Source organism: Pseudomonas sp. MPB26 (assembly GCF_046605355.1).
GTDB lineage: Bacteria > Pseudomonadota > Gammaproteobacteria > Pseudomonadales > Pseudomonadaceae > Aquipseudomonas > Aquipseudomonas cedrina.
Genome location: NZ_CP176793.1, coordinates 352,665 through 370,003 on the forward strand (window position 1 = coordinate 352,665; position 17,339 = coordinate 370,003).

A 17,339-nucleotide genomic window follows, 5' to 3' on the forward strand; every position below is an offset into this window, starting at 1 on the left:
GCCGGATGCCTGCGCAAATCGTAGATATCAATGTGGTAGCAGGAGAGTGGCGTGCTGACAAGAATGGGGATAAAAGGCCGCGTACTGTTGCTGACCTTATTACCGACCAGCCTGATGGCCTCGTTGCTGGGCGGCTACTTCACCTGGATGCAGCTCTCGGAGTTGCAGGCCCAATTGCTGCAGCGCGGCGAAATGATCGCCGAACAGTTGGCGCCGCTGGTGGCGCCTGCCCTGAGCGCGCGCAACACCGACCTGCTGGAGCGCATCGCCACCCAGTCCCTGGAACAACCGGACGTACGCACCGTGGCCTTCCTCAGCCCAGACCGTGCGCCCCTCGCCCATGCGGGCCCGACCATGCTCAACCAGGCGCCCGTCGGCAATAGCTCGCACCTGTTGCAGCGCACCGGCAACGACGCCACCCGCTACCTGCTGCCAGTGTTCGGCCGTCATCGCAACCTCGCCGGCGACCTGATCCCGGATGAAGCCGACCGCCTGCTCGGCTGGGTCGAAGTGGAACTGTCCCACACCGGCATGTTGCTGCGCGGTTACCGCAGCCTGTTCGCCAGCCTGCTACTGATCGCCATCGGCCTGATCTGCACCGCGGCCCTGGCCCTGCGCATCAGCCGTACGATCAATTCGCCGATCGGCCAGATCAAGCAAGCCGTGGCGCAACTCAAGGACGGCAACCTGGAAACCCGCTTGCCACCGCTGGGCAGCCAGGAACTGGACCAGCTCGCCCTCGGTATCAACCGCATGGCCGAGACGCTGCAGAATGCCCAGGAAGAACTGCAGCACAGCATCGACCAGGCCACCGAAGACGTGCGCCAGAACCTGGAAACCATCGAGATCCAGAACATCGAGCTGGACCTGGCACGCAAGGAAGCCCTGGAAGCCAGCCGTATCAAGTCGGAGTTCCTGGCCAACATGAGCCATGAAATCCGCACGCCGCTCAACGGCATCCTCGGTTTTACCCATTTGCTGCAAAAAAGCGAGCTGACGCCGCGCCAGCTCGACTACTTGGGTACCATCGAAAAGTCCGCCGACAACTTGCTGGGCATCATCAACGAGATCCTCGACTTTTCGAAAATCGAAGCCGGCAAGCTGGTGCTCGACAGCATTCCGTTCAACCTGCGCGATTTGCTGCAAGACACCCTGACCATCCTCGCCCCGGCCGCCCATGCCAAGCAGCTGGAGCTGGTGAGCCTGGTCTATCGCGACACGCCGCTGGCGTTGGTCGGCGACCCGCTGCGTCTCAAACAGATCCTCACCAACCTGATCAGCAACGCGATCAAGTTCACCCGCGAAGGCACTATCGTGGCCCGGGCGATGATCGAGGACGAGCAGGAAGACAGCGTGCAACTGCGCATCAGCGTGCAGGACACCGGCATCGGCTTGTCCAGCCAGGATGTGCGCGCGCTGTTCCAGGCGTTCAGCCAGGCCGATAACTCATTGTCGCGCCAACCGGGCGGCACGGGGTTGGGCCTGGTGATTTCCAAGCGTCTGATCGAACAGATGGGCGGTGAGATCGGCGTCGACAGCACGCCGGGCGAAGGCTCGGAGTTCTGGATCAGCCTCAACCTGCCCAAGACCCGTGACGACGTCGAGGACTTGCCTTGCGCGCCGCTGCTGGGCCATCGCGTGGCCGTGCTGGAAAACCACGAGCTGGCGCGCCAGGCATTGCAGCACCAACTGGAAGACTGCGGCCTGGAAGTCACGCCGTTCAACACCCTGGAAAGCCTGACCAACGGCATCACCAGCGCGCATCAGACCGACCAGGCCATCGACCTTGCGGTACTGGGCGTCACCGCCAATGACATCCCGCCCGAGCGCCTCAACCAGCATCTGTGGGATTTGGAACACCTGGGCTGCAAGGTGCTGGTGCTGTGCCCCACCACCGAACAGATGCTGTTCAACCAGTCCGTGCCCAACCCTAACAGCCAATTGCAGGCCAAGCCTGCGTGCACGCGCAAACTGCGCCGCGCGTTGTCCGACCTGATCAGCCCGCGTCCGTCGCGCAGCGAACCGGGCGAGCCGCTGTCCAGCCGGGCACCGCGGGTGCTGTGCGTGGATGACAACCCGGCGAACCTGCTGCTGGTGCAGACGCTGCTAGAAGACATGGGCGCACGGGTAAGCGCAGTGGAAAGCGGGTATGCAGCGGTCGACGCGGTGAAACAGGACACCTTCGATCTGGTGCTGATGGACGTACAGATGCCCGGCATGGACGGCCGCCAGAGCACCGAGGCGATCCGCCAGTGGGAAAGCGAACGCAGCGGCACGCCACTGCCGGTCGTGGCTCTCACCGCCCACGCCATGGCCAACGAAAAACGTGCCCTGCTGCAAAGCGGCATGGACGATTACCTGACCAAACCCATCAGTGAGCGGCAATTGGCCCAGGTGGTGTTGAAATGGACCGGCCTGGCCCTGCGCAACCAGGCGCCGGAACGCGCAACCGAAGGCCTTGGCCCTGGCGTTCAACTGCCGGTGCTCGACCACGAGGAAGGCTTGCGCCTGGCCGCCGGCAAGGCGGACCTGGCGGCCGATATGCTGGCGATGTTGCTGGCCTCCCTGGAGGCAGATCGCCTGGCCATCACCCTCGCGCGTGACGCCAGCGACAACAACGCCCTGATCGAACGTGTGCACCGCCTGCATGGCGCGACCCGTTACTGCGGCGTCCCGCAACTGCGTGCCGCCTGCCACCGCGCCGAAACCCTGCTCAAGCAGAACGACGCCAAGGCCCTGCACGCGCTGGACGAACTGGACATGTCGATTGCGCGCCTGGCCAGTGAAGCGCGGGTCAAGGCCTGACGCCTATTCATCAGGTGGGGGAGCCGGGCTTGCCCGCGATGCGCTTAGGCATCTACACATTTTTGTAGTGAGCGGGCTTGTCCCGCGCTGGGTGGCGAAGCCGCCCCAATAAAGACACCGAGCAGTGTCAGACAAACCCAATTCGCCTGGTTTGGGGCCGCTTCGCAGCCCAGCGCGGGACAAGCCCGCTCACTACAAAGAGGTGTAGATACTTATAGCTATCGCGGACAAGCCCACAGGGGCAACCCATCCAGCCTTACGATTGCAGGGAGCTTTCCAATGCGCATCATTCTTTTCAGCAGCCAGGCCTACGATCGCGACAGTTTTCTCGGCGAGCCGCTGCCGGCGGGGCTGGCGCTGCAGTTCCAGCCCGCCCGGCTCAACCTCGACACCGTGGCCCTGGCCGAACATCACGAAGTGGTGTGCGCCTTTATCAATGACGACCTCAGTGCCCCGGTGCTGGAACAGCTGGCCAAGGGCGGCACGCGGCTGATCGCCCTGCGCTCGGCGGGTTACAACCATGTGGACCTGGCCGCCGCCAAGCGCCTGGGCCTGGCCATCGTGCGCGTACCGGCCTACTCGCCCCACGCAGTGGCCGAGCATGCGGTCGCGCTGATCCTGGCCCTCAACCGCCGCCTGCATCGCGCCTATAACCGCACCCGCGATGGCGATTTCAGCCTGCATGGCCTCACCGGTTTTGACCTGGTGGGCAAGACCGTCGGGGTGGTCGGCACCGGGCAGATCGGCGCGACCTTCGCCAGGATCATGGCCGGCTTCGGGTGCCGACTGCTCGCCTGCGACCCCTTCCCTAACCCGCAAGTGCTGGCCTTGGACGCGCACTACGTGAGCCTGCCCGAATTGCTCGCCCAGGCGCAGATCATCAGCCTGCACTGCCCGCTGACCGCCGACAGTCAACACCTGATCAACGCCCGCTCCCTGGCGCAGATGCAGCGCGGCGCGATGCTGATCAACACCGGTCGCGGTGGCCTGGTCGACACTCCGGCACTCATCGAAGCGCTCAAGGACGGCCAGTTGGGCTACCTCGGGCTGGATGTGTACGAGGAAGAAGCCCAACTGTTTTTCGAAGACCGCTCCGACCTGCCCTTGCAGGACGATGTCCTCGCGCGCCTGCTGACCTTCCCGAATGTGATCATTACCGCCCACCAGGCATTCCTCACCCGTGAAGCCCTGGCGGCCATCGCCGGCACCACCCTGGCCAATATTGCCGCCTGGGCCGATGGCCGGGCGCAGAACCTTGTCGAAGGTTGATCAGCGGTCACATACCAGGCTCATGATGAGCAAGCACCCGTGATAGGATGCCGCGCCTATTTGGAGGATCCATGGCCGAACACGATTTCCGCTTCAGTTTGCTGAGCCCGCAACACACCCTGATCGAATGCCGTGCCCTGGTGCCGGGCCGTTACCAGGTCACTGGCAACGGCGGTTCGATCAAGCATGGCGACGTGTTGATCGTCACCCTGCGTGGCAGTAAAACCCTGTCGATGCGCCTCACCGTCGAAGGCGACGCGCGCTACTCCATCCGCCCGGCGGGCCAGTGGGTCGCCATGGCCCAGGGGCCGAAATTCGGCGAGCTGGAAATTCACACCTGGAAGGTCAACTGCGACAGCTGCGATGCAGTGTTGGCGTTCGAATTTGCGGTGGAAACCAAGCTGACCAAGGAACCACTGCAACCGGCGGCCAACGCGCGCATCGCCGAGTTGGGCTGGGCCAGCGAAGGCGACAAGCACCGCTGCCCGAAATGCCAGAAGGCCGCGCAATGAAAGGCCTGCTTCTGCTCGCCGCCCTCGGAGCGGCCCTGACCGGCTGCGCCGGGGACGCGGTCAAGCTCAAGCGCGATCACAGCTATGTGGTGGAGTGGATCGGTGAACGGCCGTTGATGGATTACGCGCACCTGACCGTTACTCTCGGCGCCGACGGCCGCGCCTACGGCAATGGCGGGTGCAACCACTGGTTTGCGCCGTACACCGTCGAAGGCAACACGCTCAGCTTCGGCAAGATCGGCAGCACCCGCAAGCTCTGCGCCGAGGCGTTGATGGAGCAGGAACAGCGCTTCTTCCAGGCCCTGCAAAATGTGCAACGCTGGGACATCTCGCCGATCGAGCAGACGCGTTTCTGGCCGGCCGAGGGCAAGCCGATTCGCCTGTGGCTGGAAGAGGGCTGAAATCCCCTCTGGATCGGCTTTCCTGTGGGAGCTGGCTTGCCTGCGATGCAGACACCTCGGTCTATCCGTAAGACCCCGGTGATGCTATCTCAGGCAAGCCAGCCCCCACACAAGCCCGCTCACATTCTGTGGCCTTAACCGCGCAGGGCCTTGAGCCTTGCCAACACCCCTTCCGCCGTCTGCTCGCCCATCAACTGCTCACGCACCTTGCCCTTGTCGTCAATAATGTAGGTCACCGGCAACGCTTCGCTGCGCGGAATATCGAAAATGCCTTCCGGGTTCTGCGCCAGCACCGTGAACTTGATGCCCAGCTTGTCGCTGGCGGCTTTGAGTTCCTCACCCTGCACATTGTCGAAATTGACCCCGAACACGCCCACGTTCTGCGCCCTCAACTGTTCGGCCAAGGCATTGAGCTCAGGGATTTCCGTGCGGCACGGGCCACACCATTCGGCCCAGTAATTGACCACCAGCCACTGTTTGTCCAAGCGTTCGGCCGCCACCTTCTGACCATTCTGGTCAACGCCGTAATCGTTACCGCAGCCGCTGAGCAGCAGGGTCGTGATGATCGCCAATGCACCGATCAGTCGCTTAGTCATGGGGTAATCCTTCGCAAAAATGAACGTTGGCTGCGACCTATCGCCTCTTACGGTTTAAGGACGGGCCGCAGCGCAGGTAGAATACCTGTCACCTTACGCAAGATGCGACCCGCACATGACCGATCTGACGCTTTATCACAACCCGCGCTGCTCGAAATCACGCGGTGCGCTGGAACTGCTGCAAGCCCGCGGGCTCACCCCCACCGTGGTGCGCTACCTGGAAACCCCGCTGGACGCCGCGCAATTGAAGGCCCTGCTCGGCAAGCTGGGCATCAGCGCGCGCCAACTGCTGCGCAGCGGTGAAGACGAGTACAAGACCCTCAACCTGGCCGACGCCAGCCTCAGCGAAGCGCAGTTGATTGCCGCCATCGCCGCCCACCCGAAGCTGATGGAACGCCCGATCCTGGAAACCGCCGATAAAGCCATCATTGGCCGCCCGCCGGAAAACGTAGTGGAGATCCTGCCATGACGTCGCCGTATGTGTTGGTGCTCTATTACAGCCGCCATGGCTCGGTGAGCGAAATGGCTCGGCAAATCGCCCGAGGCATCGAGCAAGGCGGGATGGAAGCGCGTTTGCGCACCGTGCCGGCGATCTCCACCGAGTGCGAAGCCGTGGCGCCGAGCATTCCGGACGAAGGCGCGCTGTATGCCAGCCTGGACGACCTGAAAAACTGCTCAGGCCTGGCCCTGGGCAGCCCGACCCGCTTCGGCAACATGGCCGCGCCGCTCAAATACTTCCTCGACGGTACCAGCAACCTGTGGCTGACCGGTGCGCTCGTCGGCAAGCCGGCCGGTGTGTTCACCTCCACCGCCAGCCTGCACGGCGGCCAGGAAACCACACTGATGTCGATGCTGCTGCCGCTGTTGCACCACGGCATGTTGATCACCGGCCTGCCCTACAGCGAACAGGCCTTGCTCGACACCCAGGGCGGCGGCACGCCTTACGGGCCCACCCACCATGCAGGGCCTGACGGCAAGCGCCTGCTCGATCAACATGAAATCACCTTATGCCGGGCCCTGGGCCTGCGCCTGGCCACCACCGCCACGCTGCTGGAGAACGGCCGTGGCCAGGAAGCCTAAGGTCCTGCCGCCCCAGGCGTGGCTGGCGCCGCGCGTAAAGCTTGCACGCGCACTGAGCCTGCTGGCGTTTTTCGCGTTGGTGGCGTTGCTCTGCGTGTACTACCTGTTCATCGCCGACCTGCACGGTGCACGGCCTTGGGTGATACTGCTGATCGAACTGGTGCCGCTGCTGGTACTGGCGCCGGGGATGCTGATCGGCAGCGCGCGGGGGCATTCGTGGATGTGCTTTGTGGTGAACCTGTATTTCATCAAGGGCGCGCTGGCGGCGTATGACCCCAACCGGCAAGGGTTCGGGGTGCTGGAAATGCTGGCGAGCCTGGCGGTGTTTTGTACGGCGCTGCTGTATGTGCGCTGGCGGCATCAGTTGAATCGGCGGTTGGCCGATCACCCCCCTACCTTGTAGGAGCGAGCTTGCTCGCGAAGAACCTGAGGGCAACGCGTTGAACCAGAATGAGCGCGTTATCGTTGACGTTCTTCGCGAGCAAGCTCGCTCCTACAGTGATCAGTGGTTGACGGTATACGCCAACATCATCGACAACTGGCACATCGGCCGCCCACTCTCGGCGTGCCACTGGTTGAAGGCGCCCTGCACCGCCGCCAGGTCGCGCAGGCTGGTCGGCGCCTTGTCGACGATCTTCTGTGCGTTCAACGCCGCGACCACGTCATAACTCGGCACAAAAGTGTCCTTGCCGACCATGCGCAGGAAACGCGGCGCCGACAGCCCGCCGAGTTGATGGCCGTGCTTGCTCAGGTACTTCCACAGCCCGACGATGTCGGTCACCGGCCAGTCGGCGACAAACGCACCAAAGCTGCCCTTCTCCTGCTCGATGTCCAGAATCATCTGCGCATTGCGCGGCACGCTCTTGAGCTTGCCCAGGTGACGAATGATGCGCGTGTCCTGCATCAGCCGTTCCAGGTGCTCGGCGCCCATCAACACGACTTTTTCCGGGTCAAAGCCGAAGAACACCTGCTCGAACGCCGGCCACTTGGCGTCCACTACGCTGTGCTTCAAGCCCGCACGGAACACGCGCAGGGCCAACGTCGACAAATAGCGATCATCACTGATCTTGCGCAACTGCGCCGGGGTCTTGGGTACAGGCAGATGGGCTTCCAGCTCGGCCGCCGAACCGAAGCGGTTCAGACAATATTCGTGCAGCCACTTGTAATCGCGCATGCCCTCTCCTGGCAGTTGAATTGAAAACGGCGCCCGCGAGCGCCGTGTGTCAGAGCCTTGCAGCGGCTCAGAGGTTCACAACATTGACGAAGCGCGACGCGGCGCTCTCATCGATTTTCAGGCTGGCGAAGTCGAACAGGTTGCGGTCGGCCAACTGCGACGGCTGCACGTTCTGCAGGCTGCGGAAGATACTCTCGGTGCGGCCGGGGGTCTTGCGCTCCCAGTCCAGGAGCATTTCCTTGACCACCTGGCGCTGCAGGTTCTCCTGGGAGCCGCAAAGGTTGCACGGGATGATCGGAAACTGCTTGAAGTCGGAGTAGGCCTGGATGTCCTTCTCGTTGCAATACGCCAGCGGACGGATCACCACGTTGCGCCCGTCATCGGCACGCAGCTTGGGCGGCATGGCCTTGAGCGAGCCGTTGAAGAACATATTGAGGAAGAAGGTCTCGACGATGTCGTCGCGGTGGTGACCCAAGGCCATCTTGGTTGCGCCGATCTCGTCGGCGAAGGTGTACAGCGTGCCACGGCGCAGGCGCGAGCACAGCGAACAGGTGGTCTTACCCTCCGGGATCAATTCCTTGACCACCGAATAGGTGTCTTTCTCGACGATGTGATACTCGACGCCCAGCGCTTCGAGGTAGGCCGGCAGCACGTGCTCAGGGAAGCCCGGCTGCTTCTGGTCCATGTTGACGGCGACGATCTGGAACTGGATCGGCGCGACCTTTTGCAGGTGCAGCAGCACGTCGAGCAGGGTGTAGCTGTCCTTGCCGCCGGAGAGGCAGACCATGACCTTGTCGCCGTCCTCGATCATGTTGAAATCGGCGACCGCTTCACCGGCCAGGCGACGCAGGCGTTTTTGCAGTTTGTTCTGGTTGACCGTAAGAGTGCCCATGGCGCTTGGATCCGCTGGAGGTGTGTGACGAAAAGCGCGGTATTTTACCTTCATGAACGACCGAGTTCCATTGTGGGAACTGGCTTGCCTGCTGCCACATTGGGCCGTACCGAATCTGACAGACCCCTCAGCGATTAGGAACGCCGTTTACAGCGCAATTTGCTCTAAAGGCCCTACAGTTATTCCGGTCATCCCTTCCTATACTGCGACTTGAGGTCGCACAGCTATCCAGGACCTTGAGGCCACCTGGCCCGTGGGCGCTCCGATGGGGGCGATGGCAATAACGACAGGAGTGACTGGCATGATCCATCACGTCGTGGGGCTTTTTACCCATCCCGATCAGGAATGGCGGGAGATTCGTGGCGATAAAGAAGAAAGCATCAGCCACATGTACCTCACTCATACCCTGATTCTCGCGGCGATCCCCGCCGTCTCCGCCTTTATCGGTACCACTCAGATAGGCTGGGTCATCGGCAACCGCGCGCCGGTGATGCTGACCCAGGAAAGCGCACTGTGGATGACCCTGATGTCGTACGCGGCCATGCTCGGTGGCGTGGCGGTGATGGGTGCGTTCATTCACTGGATGGCGCGCACCTATGACGCCAACCCAAGCATGGCGCGCTGCGTCGCGTTTGCCACCTATACCGCGACGCCGCTGTTCATCGGCGGGCTGGCGGCGCTCTATCCGCACATGTGGCTGGGCATGGTCGTGGGCACGGCGGCGATCTGCTACACGGTTTACCTGCTTTATGTGGGCGTGCCGACCTTCATGAGTATCGATCCCGACGAGGGCTTCCTGTTTTCCAGCTCGATACTGGCCGTAGGGCTGGTGGTGCTGGTGGCGATCATGGCGTTCACGGTGATCGTCTGGGGCCTGGGCGTAGGTCCGATTTATACCAGTTGAGCTGATGACACCGCAGGCAAGGCCACCGCAAGGTGGCTTTGTGCGCTATGGATGACCATTCGGCGCCTGACAGATTCGGAAACACCCAGCTTTGCGGCATACTGGGCGTCTCTGGAGAGATGTACAGCATGCCCGAGCAACTCAATACCCGCGTCGAAGAGTGTTACCTGCAAGCCGAATCCTTTTTCAAAAGAAGCTTCAAACGCCCCCAGATCAGCCTCAAGCTGCGGGGCCAAAAGGCCGGTGTCGCGCATTTGCACGCGAACCTGCTGCGTTTCAACCCGCAGTTGTACCGTGAAAACAGTCAGCATTTCCTGAAACAGACCGTGGCCCATGAAGTGGCGCACCTGATTGCCCACCAATTGTTTGGCGAGCGCATCCAGCCCCATGGCGAAGAATGGCAACTGATAATGCGCGGCGTCTATGAACTCCCGCCGGACCGCTGCCATACGTATGAGGTGAAACGCCGTCAGGTGATGCGCTATATCTACCGATGCCCGTGTGCGGACAGTGATTTTCCGTTTTCGTCGCAGCGCCATGGCATGGTGGCCAGGGGGCGGCGGTATTTGTGTCGGCGGTGTCGGCAGACACTGGTGTTCACCGGGGAAACTCGGGTGGAATAACGGCCCTATCGCAGCATAGGTATCTAGAGGCTGACAATTCCCTGTAGTGAGCGGGCTTGTCCCGCGCTGGGCTGCGAAGCAGCCCCAAACCAGGCGACCGGATTCTACCTGAAGCTCGGCGATGCCTTTATTGGGGCGGCTTCGCCACCCAGCGCGGGACAAGCCCGCTCACTACAGGGAGATTTGTCAGCCTTAGAAAGTGGTGTAGATACCTATGGCTATCGCAGGCAAGCCCGCTCCCACATTTGATCTCCAGCGTGTCAGTTATTTCGCCTTGTCTTCACGCCCACGCAACACCCGGTTGGGCATCGCAATCGCCGCCGCCAACCCCAACAGCGACACAGCCGCGCTGACCATCAGCAAATGCCGGAACGTCACCGCCAGTTCCCCACGCAGGGCGTCCTGCGCGGGGCCGGGGGCGGCGTTGAGGCCGTCGAGCAACACATTGCCGGAACGGCCCTCGGCCCCCAGCGCGCCGCTGGCCAGGTGGGCGAAGCTGGAGTCTTGCAACAGCGCCAGCAGCAGCGCCGACATGCACGCTACCCCGACAGCCCCACCCAAGGAACGGAACAGGTTGGTAGTGCTGGTCGCGACGCCGATGTCGCGCTGCTCCACCGAGTTTTGCGTGCCCACCAGCGAAGTGGGAAATTGCATGCCGGCAGCGATCCCGCACAGCAGCATAAACAGCGCCGTCAGCCCCACCGCCTGGGGCGCGCTGAAGGCCATGCCGAGAATCGCGAAGGGGCTCAACAACGCGCCGCTGAGGATCATCGGTTTATAGCGCCCGGTCACCGAGGTCATGCGCCCGGCAAAATAGGCGCCCATCGGCAAGCCCATAGCCAGCGGCAGCAAATGCAGGGCCGCGCTGTCGGCGCCGGAGCCGGTCACGGTCTGGTAACGCAATGGCATCAGCACCGTCAGGGATATCGCCTGGAAGCTGGTGAAGAAAATCGTGCACCAACACAACACCGCGCTGCGGTTGGCGAACAGATGCATCGGCAACAAGGGCTCGCGCGCACGGCGTTCATGCCACACGAACAGCGTCAACGCCACCAGCGCTCCCCCCAACAGGCCCAACACCTCGCTGTCGCGCCACGGATGGCCCTGGCCGATTTCGGTAATGCCCAACAGCAACGCCGTGAGGCCGATGATCATCAGCAGCGTACCGAGGTAATCGATGATCGGCTTGCGCTGCGGCACCGGCAGCCCCGCCAGGGTGCGATGGGCGACGTACCAGGCGCCGGCGCCCAATGGCAGGTTGATCAGGAACACCCAGCGCCACGACAGGTACTCGGTCATGTAGCCGCCCAACACCGGCCCGGCCACGCTGGCCACCGCGTACATGCTGCTGAAATAACCCTGGTAGCGGCCGCGCTCGCGGGGCGGGATGATGTCGCCGATGATCGCCTGGCTCACCGAAATCATGCCGCCGGCGCCGATGCCTTGAAGGATCCGCGCCAGCACCAGTTGCTCCATGCTTTGCGCCATGCCACAGAACAGCGACGCCAGGGTAAACAGACCCATGCCGATCAGCATCATCGGCCGGCGCCCATACAGGTCGCCCAGCTTGCCGTAAATCGGCACCGCCACGGTCATTGCCACCATGTAGCCGGAGATGACCCAAGCCAGCAAGTTGACGTCGTGAAACTGCGCGGAGATGGCCGGCATGGACACGGCGACGATGGTCTGGTCCAGGGCACCGAGGAAAATCGCCATCATCAATGAGGCGAGAATACTGCGCACGGCAGGAAGCGGCGGAACGGGCTGATTGAGGTGCGTCACGGCAGGACCTTCGAGCAAGGCCCGCGGGAAAAGGCGGCCCGCGGGAATGCTGGATACGATAGCAGGCTATTCGATAGCTTCGTAAGGAAGTCCGACGTAATTTTCCGCGATGGTTTTGCGCCCCGCCTCCGAGTGGATGAAGTACTCAAGCTCACTTTCGGCAATGCGCTGGCTGAAGCCATCGGCCTCGGGAAACTGATGCAGCATCGAGGTCATCCACCAGGAAAACCGTTCGGCCTTCCATACCCGTCGCAGGCAAATGGCGGAATAGCGTTCCAGCAAATCCACCCGCCCCTCGCCATAAACCTTGAGCAGGATCCGATACAGGGTACTCACATCACTGGCCGCCAGGTTCAAGCCTTTGGCCCCGGTGGGCGGCACGATGTGCGCTGCGTCGCCGAGCAGGAACAGGCGCCCGTACTGCATGGGTTCCACCACAAAACTGCGCAGTGGCGCGATGCTTTTCTCGATCGACGGGCCGGTTACCAGCCGTTCGGCAAGCTGGCTCGGCAGACGGGTTTTGAGTTCATCCCAAAAGCGTGCGTCGGGCCATTCGTCCAGAGGTTCGTCGACCGGCACTTGCAGGTAATAGCGGCTGCGCGTCGGCGAACGCATGCTGCACAGCGCGAAACCGCGCGGGTGCCTGGCATACACCAGTTCGGCATGCACCGGCGGCGTGTCGGCGAGAATGCCCAGCCAGCCGAACGGGTAGACCCGCTCGAACACCTTGAGTGAATCGGCCGGGATCGATTGGCGCGCAACGCCGTGGAAACCATCGCAACCGGCAACGTAGTCACACTCCAGGCGAAAAGCTTCGCCCTGATACTCAAACGTGAGACAGGGCTGATCACTTTTGAGACCGTGGGGCTGCACGTCATGGGCTTCATACAGGGTGGTGGCGCCGGCAGCGCTGCGGGCCGCCATCAGGTCGCGGGTGACTTCGGTCTGGCCGTAGACCATCACCGACTGGCCGCCGGTCAAGCCCTTGAGGTCGATATGCGTGAGGTGGCCATTGAGCGCCAGCTCGAAACCCTCATGCACCAGGCCTTCGCTGTCCATTCGCCGGCTGACGCCAGCCTCCCTTAACAGGTCGACCATGCCTTGCTCCAGCACCCCGGCGCGGATGCGGCCTTGCACATATTCGGCGCTCTGGCGCTCCAGGATGAGGGTCTGGATACCCGCGTTATGCAGCAATTGGCCGAGCAGCAGTCCGGAAGGACCGGCGCCGATAATGGCGACTTGGGTTTTCAGCGTTTTCATTATTTTTATGGCCCGCAAGTTTCACTCGAACGGATTGAGCGAATGAGTTGTCTTTGTCATGTGGCAGACATTTTTCACTTGAGCGAGCAGCATAAGAAGGTGAAAACTGAGCCAAAGCCTGCCCTTTTTACCAATCGGGGCGATTACCGCCCCACTCTGCCTGGTATCGGATTGAACATGACCAAAACCGCCATTCCGGTCTTCAAGCTTTACGGGGAACACCAGCAATGGCCGACACCCGATTTGTTGCACTGCGAAACCATTTCCCGGCGCAGTCGGGAATACCAGTGGGAAATCCAGCCCCACCGGCACGCGGATCTTTGCCAGTTGTTGTACGTGCACAAAGGCCAGGCTCAGCTTGAAATCGAAGGCCGGCGCACCACGCTGAACGAAGCGACCCTGCAGGTGCTGCCAGCGTTGTGTGTGCACGGGTTTCGCTTTTCCGAGGACGTTGAGGGCTATGTATTGACCCTCGCGGCGCCGCTGGTCAGCCACTTGCAGACCCAGCTGGACGCCACGGTAGACGGGTTGCAGACAGTGGGCAGTTACCCGGCCGGCAAGGACAGTGATTACCTGAACAGTCAGTTCGCCCGTTTACAGGATGAGTACTCAAACGAACAACCGGCTCGGGGCATGATGATGCACGCGCTGGTCAGCGTGTTGCTGGTGTGGATCAGCCGCCAGGCCATCCAGCGTCGCCATTCGCGCGCGCCGAGGGGGCGTGAGTACTTCCGGCGCTTTACCCAGTTGGTCGAACAGCATTACCGCGAGCACCCGAAAATCGAGGACCTGGCCCACCAGTTGGGCATTTCGGTCTCACACCTGAACGGCACGTGTCGGGAATTGGGTGGGCAGCCGGCATTGCAGATCATGCATGACAGACAGTTGCTGGAGGCCAAGCGCTTGTTGACCTACACCAGCATGACCATCAATGAAATGTCAGAGGTGCTGGGGTTTTCCGATCCCACCAACTTCTCCCGGCTGTTCCGAAGACGGGTCGGGTTTTCGCCCAAGGCGTTTCGCGAGCAACTGTAGTGAGCGGGCTTGCCCCGCGCTGGGCTGCGCAGCGGCCCCAAACCAGGCGACCCGGTTGTATCTGGAGCACTGCGGTGTCTTTGTTGGGGCCGCTTCGCAGCCCAGCGCGGGCGGTGCGACGATTCGACAAGCCCGCTCACTACAAGGCGGTGTGCTTCAATCGTTATCGTCGCACCGCCTTCAGCGCAAGGCGCTGAAACTGCCGGTACGGGGGACGCATTGGTCCTGATGGCAACTGATCGCAAACGTTGGCTGCATACGGGTTTGCTCCACACGGTAGGCGGCAGTCCCGTAGAGCGCGCTGGCGAGTGCGCACAGGCTGAAAATCATCAGGTATTTTCTGGTTTTAATACTCATGGCACAGACCTCTGAGCGGATCTACACGGTGCTGTCTAAAGCATAGGTCAACCAGGGCGAGTTGCCATTATCGGGCGACATTCAACACGCTTATGTCGCCTGAAGGTCCACATCCCAGGCGGGCTCTTCCGGAAACTTCAACACCAGGAAATCCAACAGGCTGCGCAGCGCCGATGGCATGTGCTTGCGCGAGGCGTACACCGCGTAAATGTTCATCTGCCGGGGTTCGGCGTGGGGCAGCAGGCGCACCAGTTCGCCACGGCGAATGTAGTCGCCGGCCTGGTAGGTGGGCAGCATCGCCACCCCCGCCCCGGCCAGCGTGACGCGCAACAAAGTGCTGGCCTCGTTGGAGGTGATATTGCCGCTGATGGGCACGCCGATGTGCTCGCCCCGCTCTTCGAAATGCCACAGGCTTTTGCCGAAATAGGAGTGGGTGAGGCAGTTGTGCCCGGCCAGGTCTTCGACTTTTCGCGGGGCCGCGTGCGCCTGCAGGTAGGCCGGCGAAGCACAGACCACTGAGCGGCACACCGTCAGGCGCCGGGCGATCAGGTTGGGGTCCAGGTCGTTGCTGGTGCGGATGGCCAGGTCGATGCGTTCATCCACCAGGTTCACCGTGCGGTCGAGCATCTGCAGGTCGACCGTTACCAGGGGGTAGCGCTTGACGTATTCGGCGATGACCGCGGCCAGTTGCGCCTGGCCGAACGAGGTGCTGACGCTCAGGCGCAGCAGGCCACGGGGCGCGTCATCCGGCTCGCGGACGGCGGCTTGCATGTCACCGCACAACTCCAGCAATTGCCGACAGCGTGGCAGGGTTTCACCGCCCGCCGCCGTGAGGCTGAGCTTGCGCGTGGTGCGGTGCAGCAACCGCGCACCGACCCAGTCTTCCAACTCCGCCAGGTAACGCGACACCACCGGGCGCGACAGGTCCAGATGATCGGCCGCGGCGGACTGGCTGCCCAGGTCCACCACGGTGACAAACACGCGCATTGCTTGAAGACGGTCCATGATTTGCCCGATTTCAGAAACAAACTATGTCCCAGCATCGCATTTTTAGTCTGGTTTTGTGCAACTAAGCTCTGTGCATCCTTATACCTATGCTGGAGCTGCCCGATGTTCTCAACCTTCAAGCGCCTGACCCTGGCAACCGCCGCCCTGGCCTTCGCCGCGCACGCGGCAGCAGCCGAGCTGACCCTGGACGTGTACAACCCAGGTGAAGCAGCGATCTTCCCGGTCAGCTCGGTGCTGGTCAGCGGCGCCAAGGATGCGATCCTGGTGGACGCACAATTCGGCAAAGGCCAGGCCGAGCAGCTTGTGCAGAAGATTCGCGCCAGCGGCAAACACCTCACCATTATCTACATCAGCCATGGCGACCCGGACTACTACTTCGGCCTCGACACCCTCACCGCCGCGTTTCCCGACGCCAAGGTGCTGGCACCCCAACCGGTAGTCGACCACATCAACGCGACCATGGCCGACAAGCTCGCGTTCTGGGGCCCGAAAATGGGCGCCGACAAACCGGCCAGAACCCTCGTGCCGCAAGTACTCGAGGGTCACAGCCTGAGCCTGGAAGGCCAACCGCTGGACGTGATCGGCCTGGACGGCCCGCAGCCGGAGCGCAGCTTTGTGTGGATCCCGTCGATCAAGGCCGTGGTTGGCGGTGTGGTGGTCTCTGAAAACATCCACCTGTGGATGGCCGACACCCAGAGCGCGCAATCCCACAAAGACTGGCTCGCCACCCTGCAACGCATCGAACAGCTCAAGCCACGCACAGTGATTCCAGGCCACTACCTGGGCACGCCGACGCCGGCCGCCGTGGTCTTTACCGCCGATTACATCAAGGCCTTCGACATCGAGACAGCCAAGGCCAAGGATTCCGCCGCGTTGATCGCAGCGATGAAAAAGCGTTACCCCACCCTCGCCGACGAAAGCTCGCTGGAACTGAGCGCCAAAGTCGCCAAGGGCGAAATGAAGTGGTGAATGGTTTAAACCCTAACGTACTGGAGAACGTCATGAGCAAGATCGCAATCATCGGGGCCACCGGCCGTGCCGGCAGCCAACTGCTGGAAGAAGCGCTGCGTCGCGGGCATAGCGTCGTGGCCATCGCGCGCGATACCAGCAAGCTGGCCGCGCGCCCTGGCGTCACCGTCAAACAGGTCGACGCACTGGACGCCGAAGCCCTGCAACACGCCGTGAGCGGCAGCGATGTGGTGATCAGCGCCGCACACTTCGCCACTCTGCCCGCCCGTGCCGTGCTCGGGCCGGTAAAGAAAGCCGGGGTAAAACGCCTGCTGGTGGTGGGCGGCGCCGGTTCGCTGTTGCTGCCGGGTGGCGGGCGGGTGATCGACAGCGCGGGCTTCCCGGCCGAATACAAAGCCGAAGCCAGCGCGGGCGCTGCGTTTCTCGATGCATTGCGTGAGGAAAAGGAGCTGGACTGGACCTTCCTGTCGCCGTCGGCGGAGTTCGTTGAGGCCGAGCGCACCGGTACATTCCGTGTAGGCCAGGATGATTTGCTGGTGAGCAGTGAAGGTCGCAGTTGGATCAGTTTTGCTGACTATGCGATTGCGTTGATTGATGAGGTAGAAACACCCAAGCACTCGCGCCAGCGCTTCACCGTCGGCTACTGACAGAACGCGGTTAAAACTGTGGGAG

The 17,339-nt window shown here is 62.3% G+C and carries 19 protein-coding genes; 12 read left to right on the forward strand and 7 right to left on the reverse strand.

What is annotated here, in order from left to right; translation table 11 throughout:
* Window positions 1-51: 51 nt before the first annotated feature.
* The 4 genes from ACLH0H_RS01625 to ACLH0H_RS01640 all read left to right on the forward strand — a co-directional run bounded on the left by ACLH0H_RS01625 (window position 52) and on the right by ACLH0H_RS01640 (window position 4,987).
* Complete coding sequence (locus tag ACLH0H_RS01625; protein ID WP_411380724.1) at window positions 52-2,805, forward strand: response regulator; 2,754 nt, start codon at window positions 52-54, stop codon at window positions 2,803-2,805.
* 279 nt (window positions 2,806-3,084) lie between these two features.
* Entirely contained in the window at window positions 3,085-4,074 is a 990-nt protein-coding gene (locus ACLH0H_RS01630) for a 2-hydroxyacid dehydrogenase (RefSeq protein ID WP_411380725.1), read from the forward strand.
* Window positions 4,075-4,145: 71 nt separating this feature from the next.
* Window positions 4,146-4,586, forward strand: coding sequence for a hypothetical protein (locus tag ACLH0H_RS01635; protein WP_411380726.1), 441 nt, complete (start codon window positions 4,146-4,148; stop codon window positions 4,584-4,586).
* Entirely contained in the window at window positions 4,583-4,987 is a 405-nt protein-coding gene (locus ACLH0H_RS01640; protein ID WP_411380727.1) for an META domain-containing protein, read from the forward strand. The genes ACLH0H_RS01635 and ACLH0H_RS01640 overlap by 4 nt, the downstream gene beginning before the upstream one ends.
* A 134-nt stretch (window positions 4,988-5,121) precedes the next feature.
* Here the strand turns inward: ACLH0H_RS01640 and ACLH0H_RS01645 are convergent, their stop codons facing one another.
* A complete protein-coding gene (locus ACLH0H_RS01645) occupies window positions 5,122-5,583 on the reverse strand; it encodes a TlpA family protein disulfide reductase (protein ID WP_411380728.1) in 462 nt (153 codons plus the stop codon).
* A gap of 115 nt (window positions 5,584-5,698) precedes the next feature.
* Here ACLH0H_RS01645 and arsC point away from each other — a divergent pair, with 115 nt between their 5' ends.
* The 3 genes from arsC to ACLH0H_RS01660 are packed head-to-tail and all read left to right on the forward strand — an operon-like array spanning window position 5,699 to window position 7,066.
* Window positions 5,699-6,052 (forward strand): arsenate reductase (glutaredoxin), encoded by a 354-nt coding sequence (gene arsC, locus ACLH0H_RS01650; RefSeq protein WP_186689871.1) that lies wholly within the window; start codon window positions 5,699-5,701, stop codon window positions 6,050-6,052.
* Window positions 6,049-6,663, forward strand: a complete 615-nt coding sequence (wrbA, locus tag ACLH0H_RS01655) for an NAD(P)H:quinone oxidoreductase (protein ID WP_307392004.1) — start codon at window positions 6,049-6,051, stop codon at window positions 6,661-6,663. The genes arsC and wrbA overlap by 4 nt, the downstream gene beginning before the upstream one ends.
* Window positions 6,647-7,066 carry a DUF2069 domain-containing protein gene (locus ACLH0H_RS01660; protein WP_411380729.1) on the forward strand — a complete coding sequence of 140 codons (420 nt, stop codon included), beginning with the start codon at window positions 6,647-6,649 and terminating at the stop codon, window positions 7,064-7,066. Before wrbA ends, ACLH0H_RS01660 begins: the two co-directional genes overlap by 17 nt.
* 99 nt (window positions 7,067-7,165) lie before the next feature.
* On the opposite strand, the gene ACLH0H_RS01665 is transcribed toward ACLH0H_RS01660, so the two are convergent.
* Both ACLH0H_RS01665 and ttcA read right to left on the reverse strand, forming a co-directional pair.
* The gene (locus tag ACLH0H_RS01665) at window positions 7,166-7,837 is read right to left on the reverse strand and encodes a DNA-3-methyladenine glycosylase I (RefSeq protein ID WP_065872088.1); all 672 of its coding nucleotides are present in this window, start codon (window positions 7,835-7,837) and stop codon (window positions 7,166-7,168) included.
* 67 nt (window positions 7,838-7,904) lie between these two features.
* The gene (gene ttcA, locus ACLH0H_RS01670) at window positions 7,905-8,729 is read right to left on the reverse strand and encodes a tRNA 2-thiocytidine(32) synthetase TtcA (RefSeq protein ID WP_411380730.1); all 825 of its coding nucleotides are present in this window, start codon (window positions 8,727-8,729) and stop codon (window positions 7,905-7,907) included.
* Window positions 8,730-9,030: 301 nt separating this feature from the next.
* On the opposite strand from ttcA, the gene ACLH0H_RS01675 reads away from it, so the two are divergent.
* Both ACLH0H_RS01675 and ACLH0H_RS01680 read left to right on the forward strand, forming a co-directional pair.
* Entirely contained in the window at window positions 9,031-9,633 is a 603-nt protein-coding gene (locus ACLH0H_RS01675; protein ID WP_411380731.1) for a Yip1 family protein, read from the forward strand.
* 128 nt (window positions 9,634-9,761) lie between these two features.
* Window positions 9,762-10,256, forward strand: coding sequence for a SprT family zinc-dependent metalloprotease (locus ACLH0H_RS01680; protein ID WP_411382482.1), 495 nt, complete (start codon window positions 9,762-9,764; stop codon window positions 10,254-10,256).
* Between the two features lie 264 nt (window positions 10,257-10,520).
* Here the strand turns inward: ACLH0H_RS01680 and ACLH0H_RS01685 are convergent, their stop codons facing one another.
* Window positions 10,521-12,038 carry an MDR family MFS transporter gene (locus tag ACLH0H_RS01685; protein WP_411380732.1) on the reverse strand — a complete coding sequence of 506 codons (1,518 nt, stop codon included), beginning with the start codon at window positions 12,036-12,038 and terminating at the stop codon, window positions 10,521-10,523.
* A gap of 66 nt (window positions 12,039-12,104) precedes the next feature.
* The gene (gene pobA / locus ACLH0H_RS01690) at window positions 12,105-13,289 is read right to left on the reverse strand and encodes a 4-hydroxybenzoate 3-monooxygenase (protein WP_411382483.1); all 1,185 of its coding nucleotides are present in this window, start codon (window positions 13,287-13,289) and stop codon (window positions 12,105-12,107) included.
* A gap of 186 nt (window positions 13,290-13,475) precedes the next feature.
* On the opposite strand from pobA, the gene ACLH0H_RS01695 reads away from it, so the two are divergent.
* Window positions 13,476-14,333, forward strand: coding sequence for a helix-turn-helix domain-containing protein (locus tag ACLH0H_RS01695; RefSeq protein WP_411380733.1), 858 nt, complete (start codon window positions 13,476-13,478; stop codon window positions 14,331-14,333).
* Window positions 14,334-14,513: 180 nt separating this feature from the next.
* Here ACLH0H_RS01695 and ACLH0H_RS01700 read toward each other — a convergent pair whose 3' ends face one another.
* Window positions 14,514-14,690, reverse strand: a complete 177-nt coding sequence (locus tag ACLH0H_RS01700) for a hypothetical protein (protein ID WP_165448105.1) — start codon at window positions 14,688-14,690, stop codon at window positions 14,514-14,516.
* Between the two features lie 90 nt (window positions 14,691-14,780).
* Window positions 14,781-15,695, reverse strand: a complete 915-nt coding sequence (locus ACLH0H_RS01705) for a LysR family transcriptional regulator (RefSeq protein ID WP_411380734.1) — start codon at window positions 15,693-15,695, stop codon at window positions 14,781-14,783.
* Between the two features lie 105 nt (window positions 15,696-15,800).
* Here ACLH0H_RS01705 and ACLH0H_RS01710 point away from each other — a divergent pair, with 105 nt between their 5' ends.
* The gene (locus ACLH0H_RS01710; protein ID WP_411380735.1) at window positions 15,801-16,667 is read left to right on the forward strand and encodes an MBL fold metallo-hydrolase; all 867 of its coding nucleotides are present in this window, start codon (window positions 15,801-15,803) and stop codon (window positions 16,665-16,667) included.
* Between the two features lie 32 nt (window positions 16,668-16,699).
* Window positions 16,700-17,314 carry an NAD(P)-dependent oxidoreductase gene (locus ACLH0H_RS01715; protein ID WP_411380736.1) on the forward strand — a complete coding sequence of 205 codons (615 nt, stop codon included), beginning with the start codon at window positions 16,700-16,702 and terminating at the stop codon, window positions 17,312-17,314.
* Window positions 17,315-17,339 lie beyond the last annotated feature (25 nt).

Excerpts from the sequence above, each read along its gene's own strand:
- ACLH0H_RS01630 (WP_411380725.1), top strand. The coding sequence starts at position 3,085 with ATGCGCATCATTCTTTTCAGCAGCCAGGCCTACGATCGCGACAGTTTT.
- ACLH0H_RS01635 (WP_411380726.1), top strand. The coding sequence starts at position 4,146 with ATGGCCGAACACGATTTCCGCTTCAGTTTGCTGAGCCCGCAACACACC.
- ACLH0H_RS01640 (WP_411380727.1), top strand. The coding sequence starts at position 4,583 with ATGAAAGGCCTGCTTCTGCTCGCCGCCCTCGGAGCGGCCCTGACCGGC.
- ACLH0H_RS01645 (WP_411380728.1), bottom strand. The coding sequence starts at position 5,583 with ATGACTAAGCGACTGATCGGTGCATTGGCGATCATCACGACCCTGCTG.
- arsC (WP_186689871.1), top strand. The coding sequence starts at position 5,699 with ATGACCGATCTGACGCTTTATCACAACCCGCGCTGCTCGAAATCACGC.
- wrbA (WP_307392004.1), top strand. The coding sequence starts at position 6,049 with ATGACGTCGCCGTATGTGTTGGTGCTCTATTACAGCCGCCATGGCTCG.
- ACLH0H_RS01665 (WP_065872088.1), bottom strand. The coding sequence starts at position 7,837 with ATGCGCGATTACAAGTGGCTGCACGAATATTGTCTGAACCGCTTCGGT.
- ttcA (WP_411380730.1), bottom strand. The coding sequence starts at position 8,729 with ATGGGCACTCTTACGGTCAACCAGAACAAACTGCAAAAACGCCTGCGT.
- ACLH0H_RS01675 (WP_411380731.1), top strand. The coding sequence starts at position 9,031 with ATGATCCATCACGTCGTGGGGCTTTTTACCCATCCCGATCAGGAATGG.
- ACLH0H_RS01680 (WP_411382482.1), top strand. The coding sequence starts at position 9,762 with ATGCCCGAGCAACTCAATACCCGCGTCGAAGAGTGTTACCTGCAAGCC.
- ACLH0H_RS01695 (WP_411380733.1), top strand. The coding sequence starts at position 13,476 with ATGACCAAAACCGCCATTCCGGTCTTCAAGCTTTACGGGGAACACCAG.
- ACLH0H_RS01700 (WP_165448105.1), bottom strand. The coding sequence starts at position 14,690 with ATGAGTATTAAAACCAGAAAATACCTGATGATTTTCAGCCTGTGCGCA.
- ACLH0H_RS01705 (WP_411380734.1), bottom strand. The coding sequence starts at position 15,695 with ATGGACCGTCTTCAAGCAATGCGCGTGTTTGTCACCGTGGTGGACCTG.
- ACLH0H_RS01710 (WP_411380735.1), top strand. The coding sequence starts at position 15,801 with ATGTTCTCAACCTTCAAGCGCCTGACCCTGGCAACCGCCGCCCTGGCC.
- ACLH0H_RS01715 (WP_411380736.1), top strand. The coding sequence starts at position 16,700 with ATGAGCAAGATCGCAATCATCGGGGCCACCGGCCGTGCCGGCAGCCAA.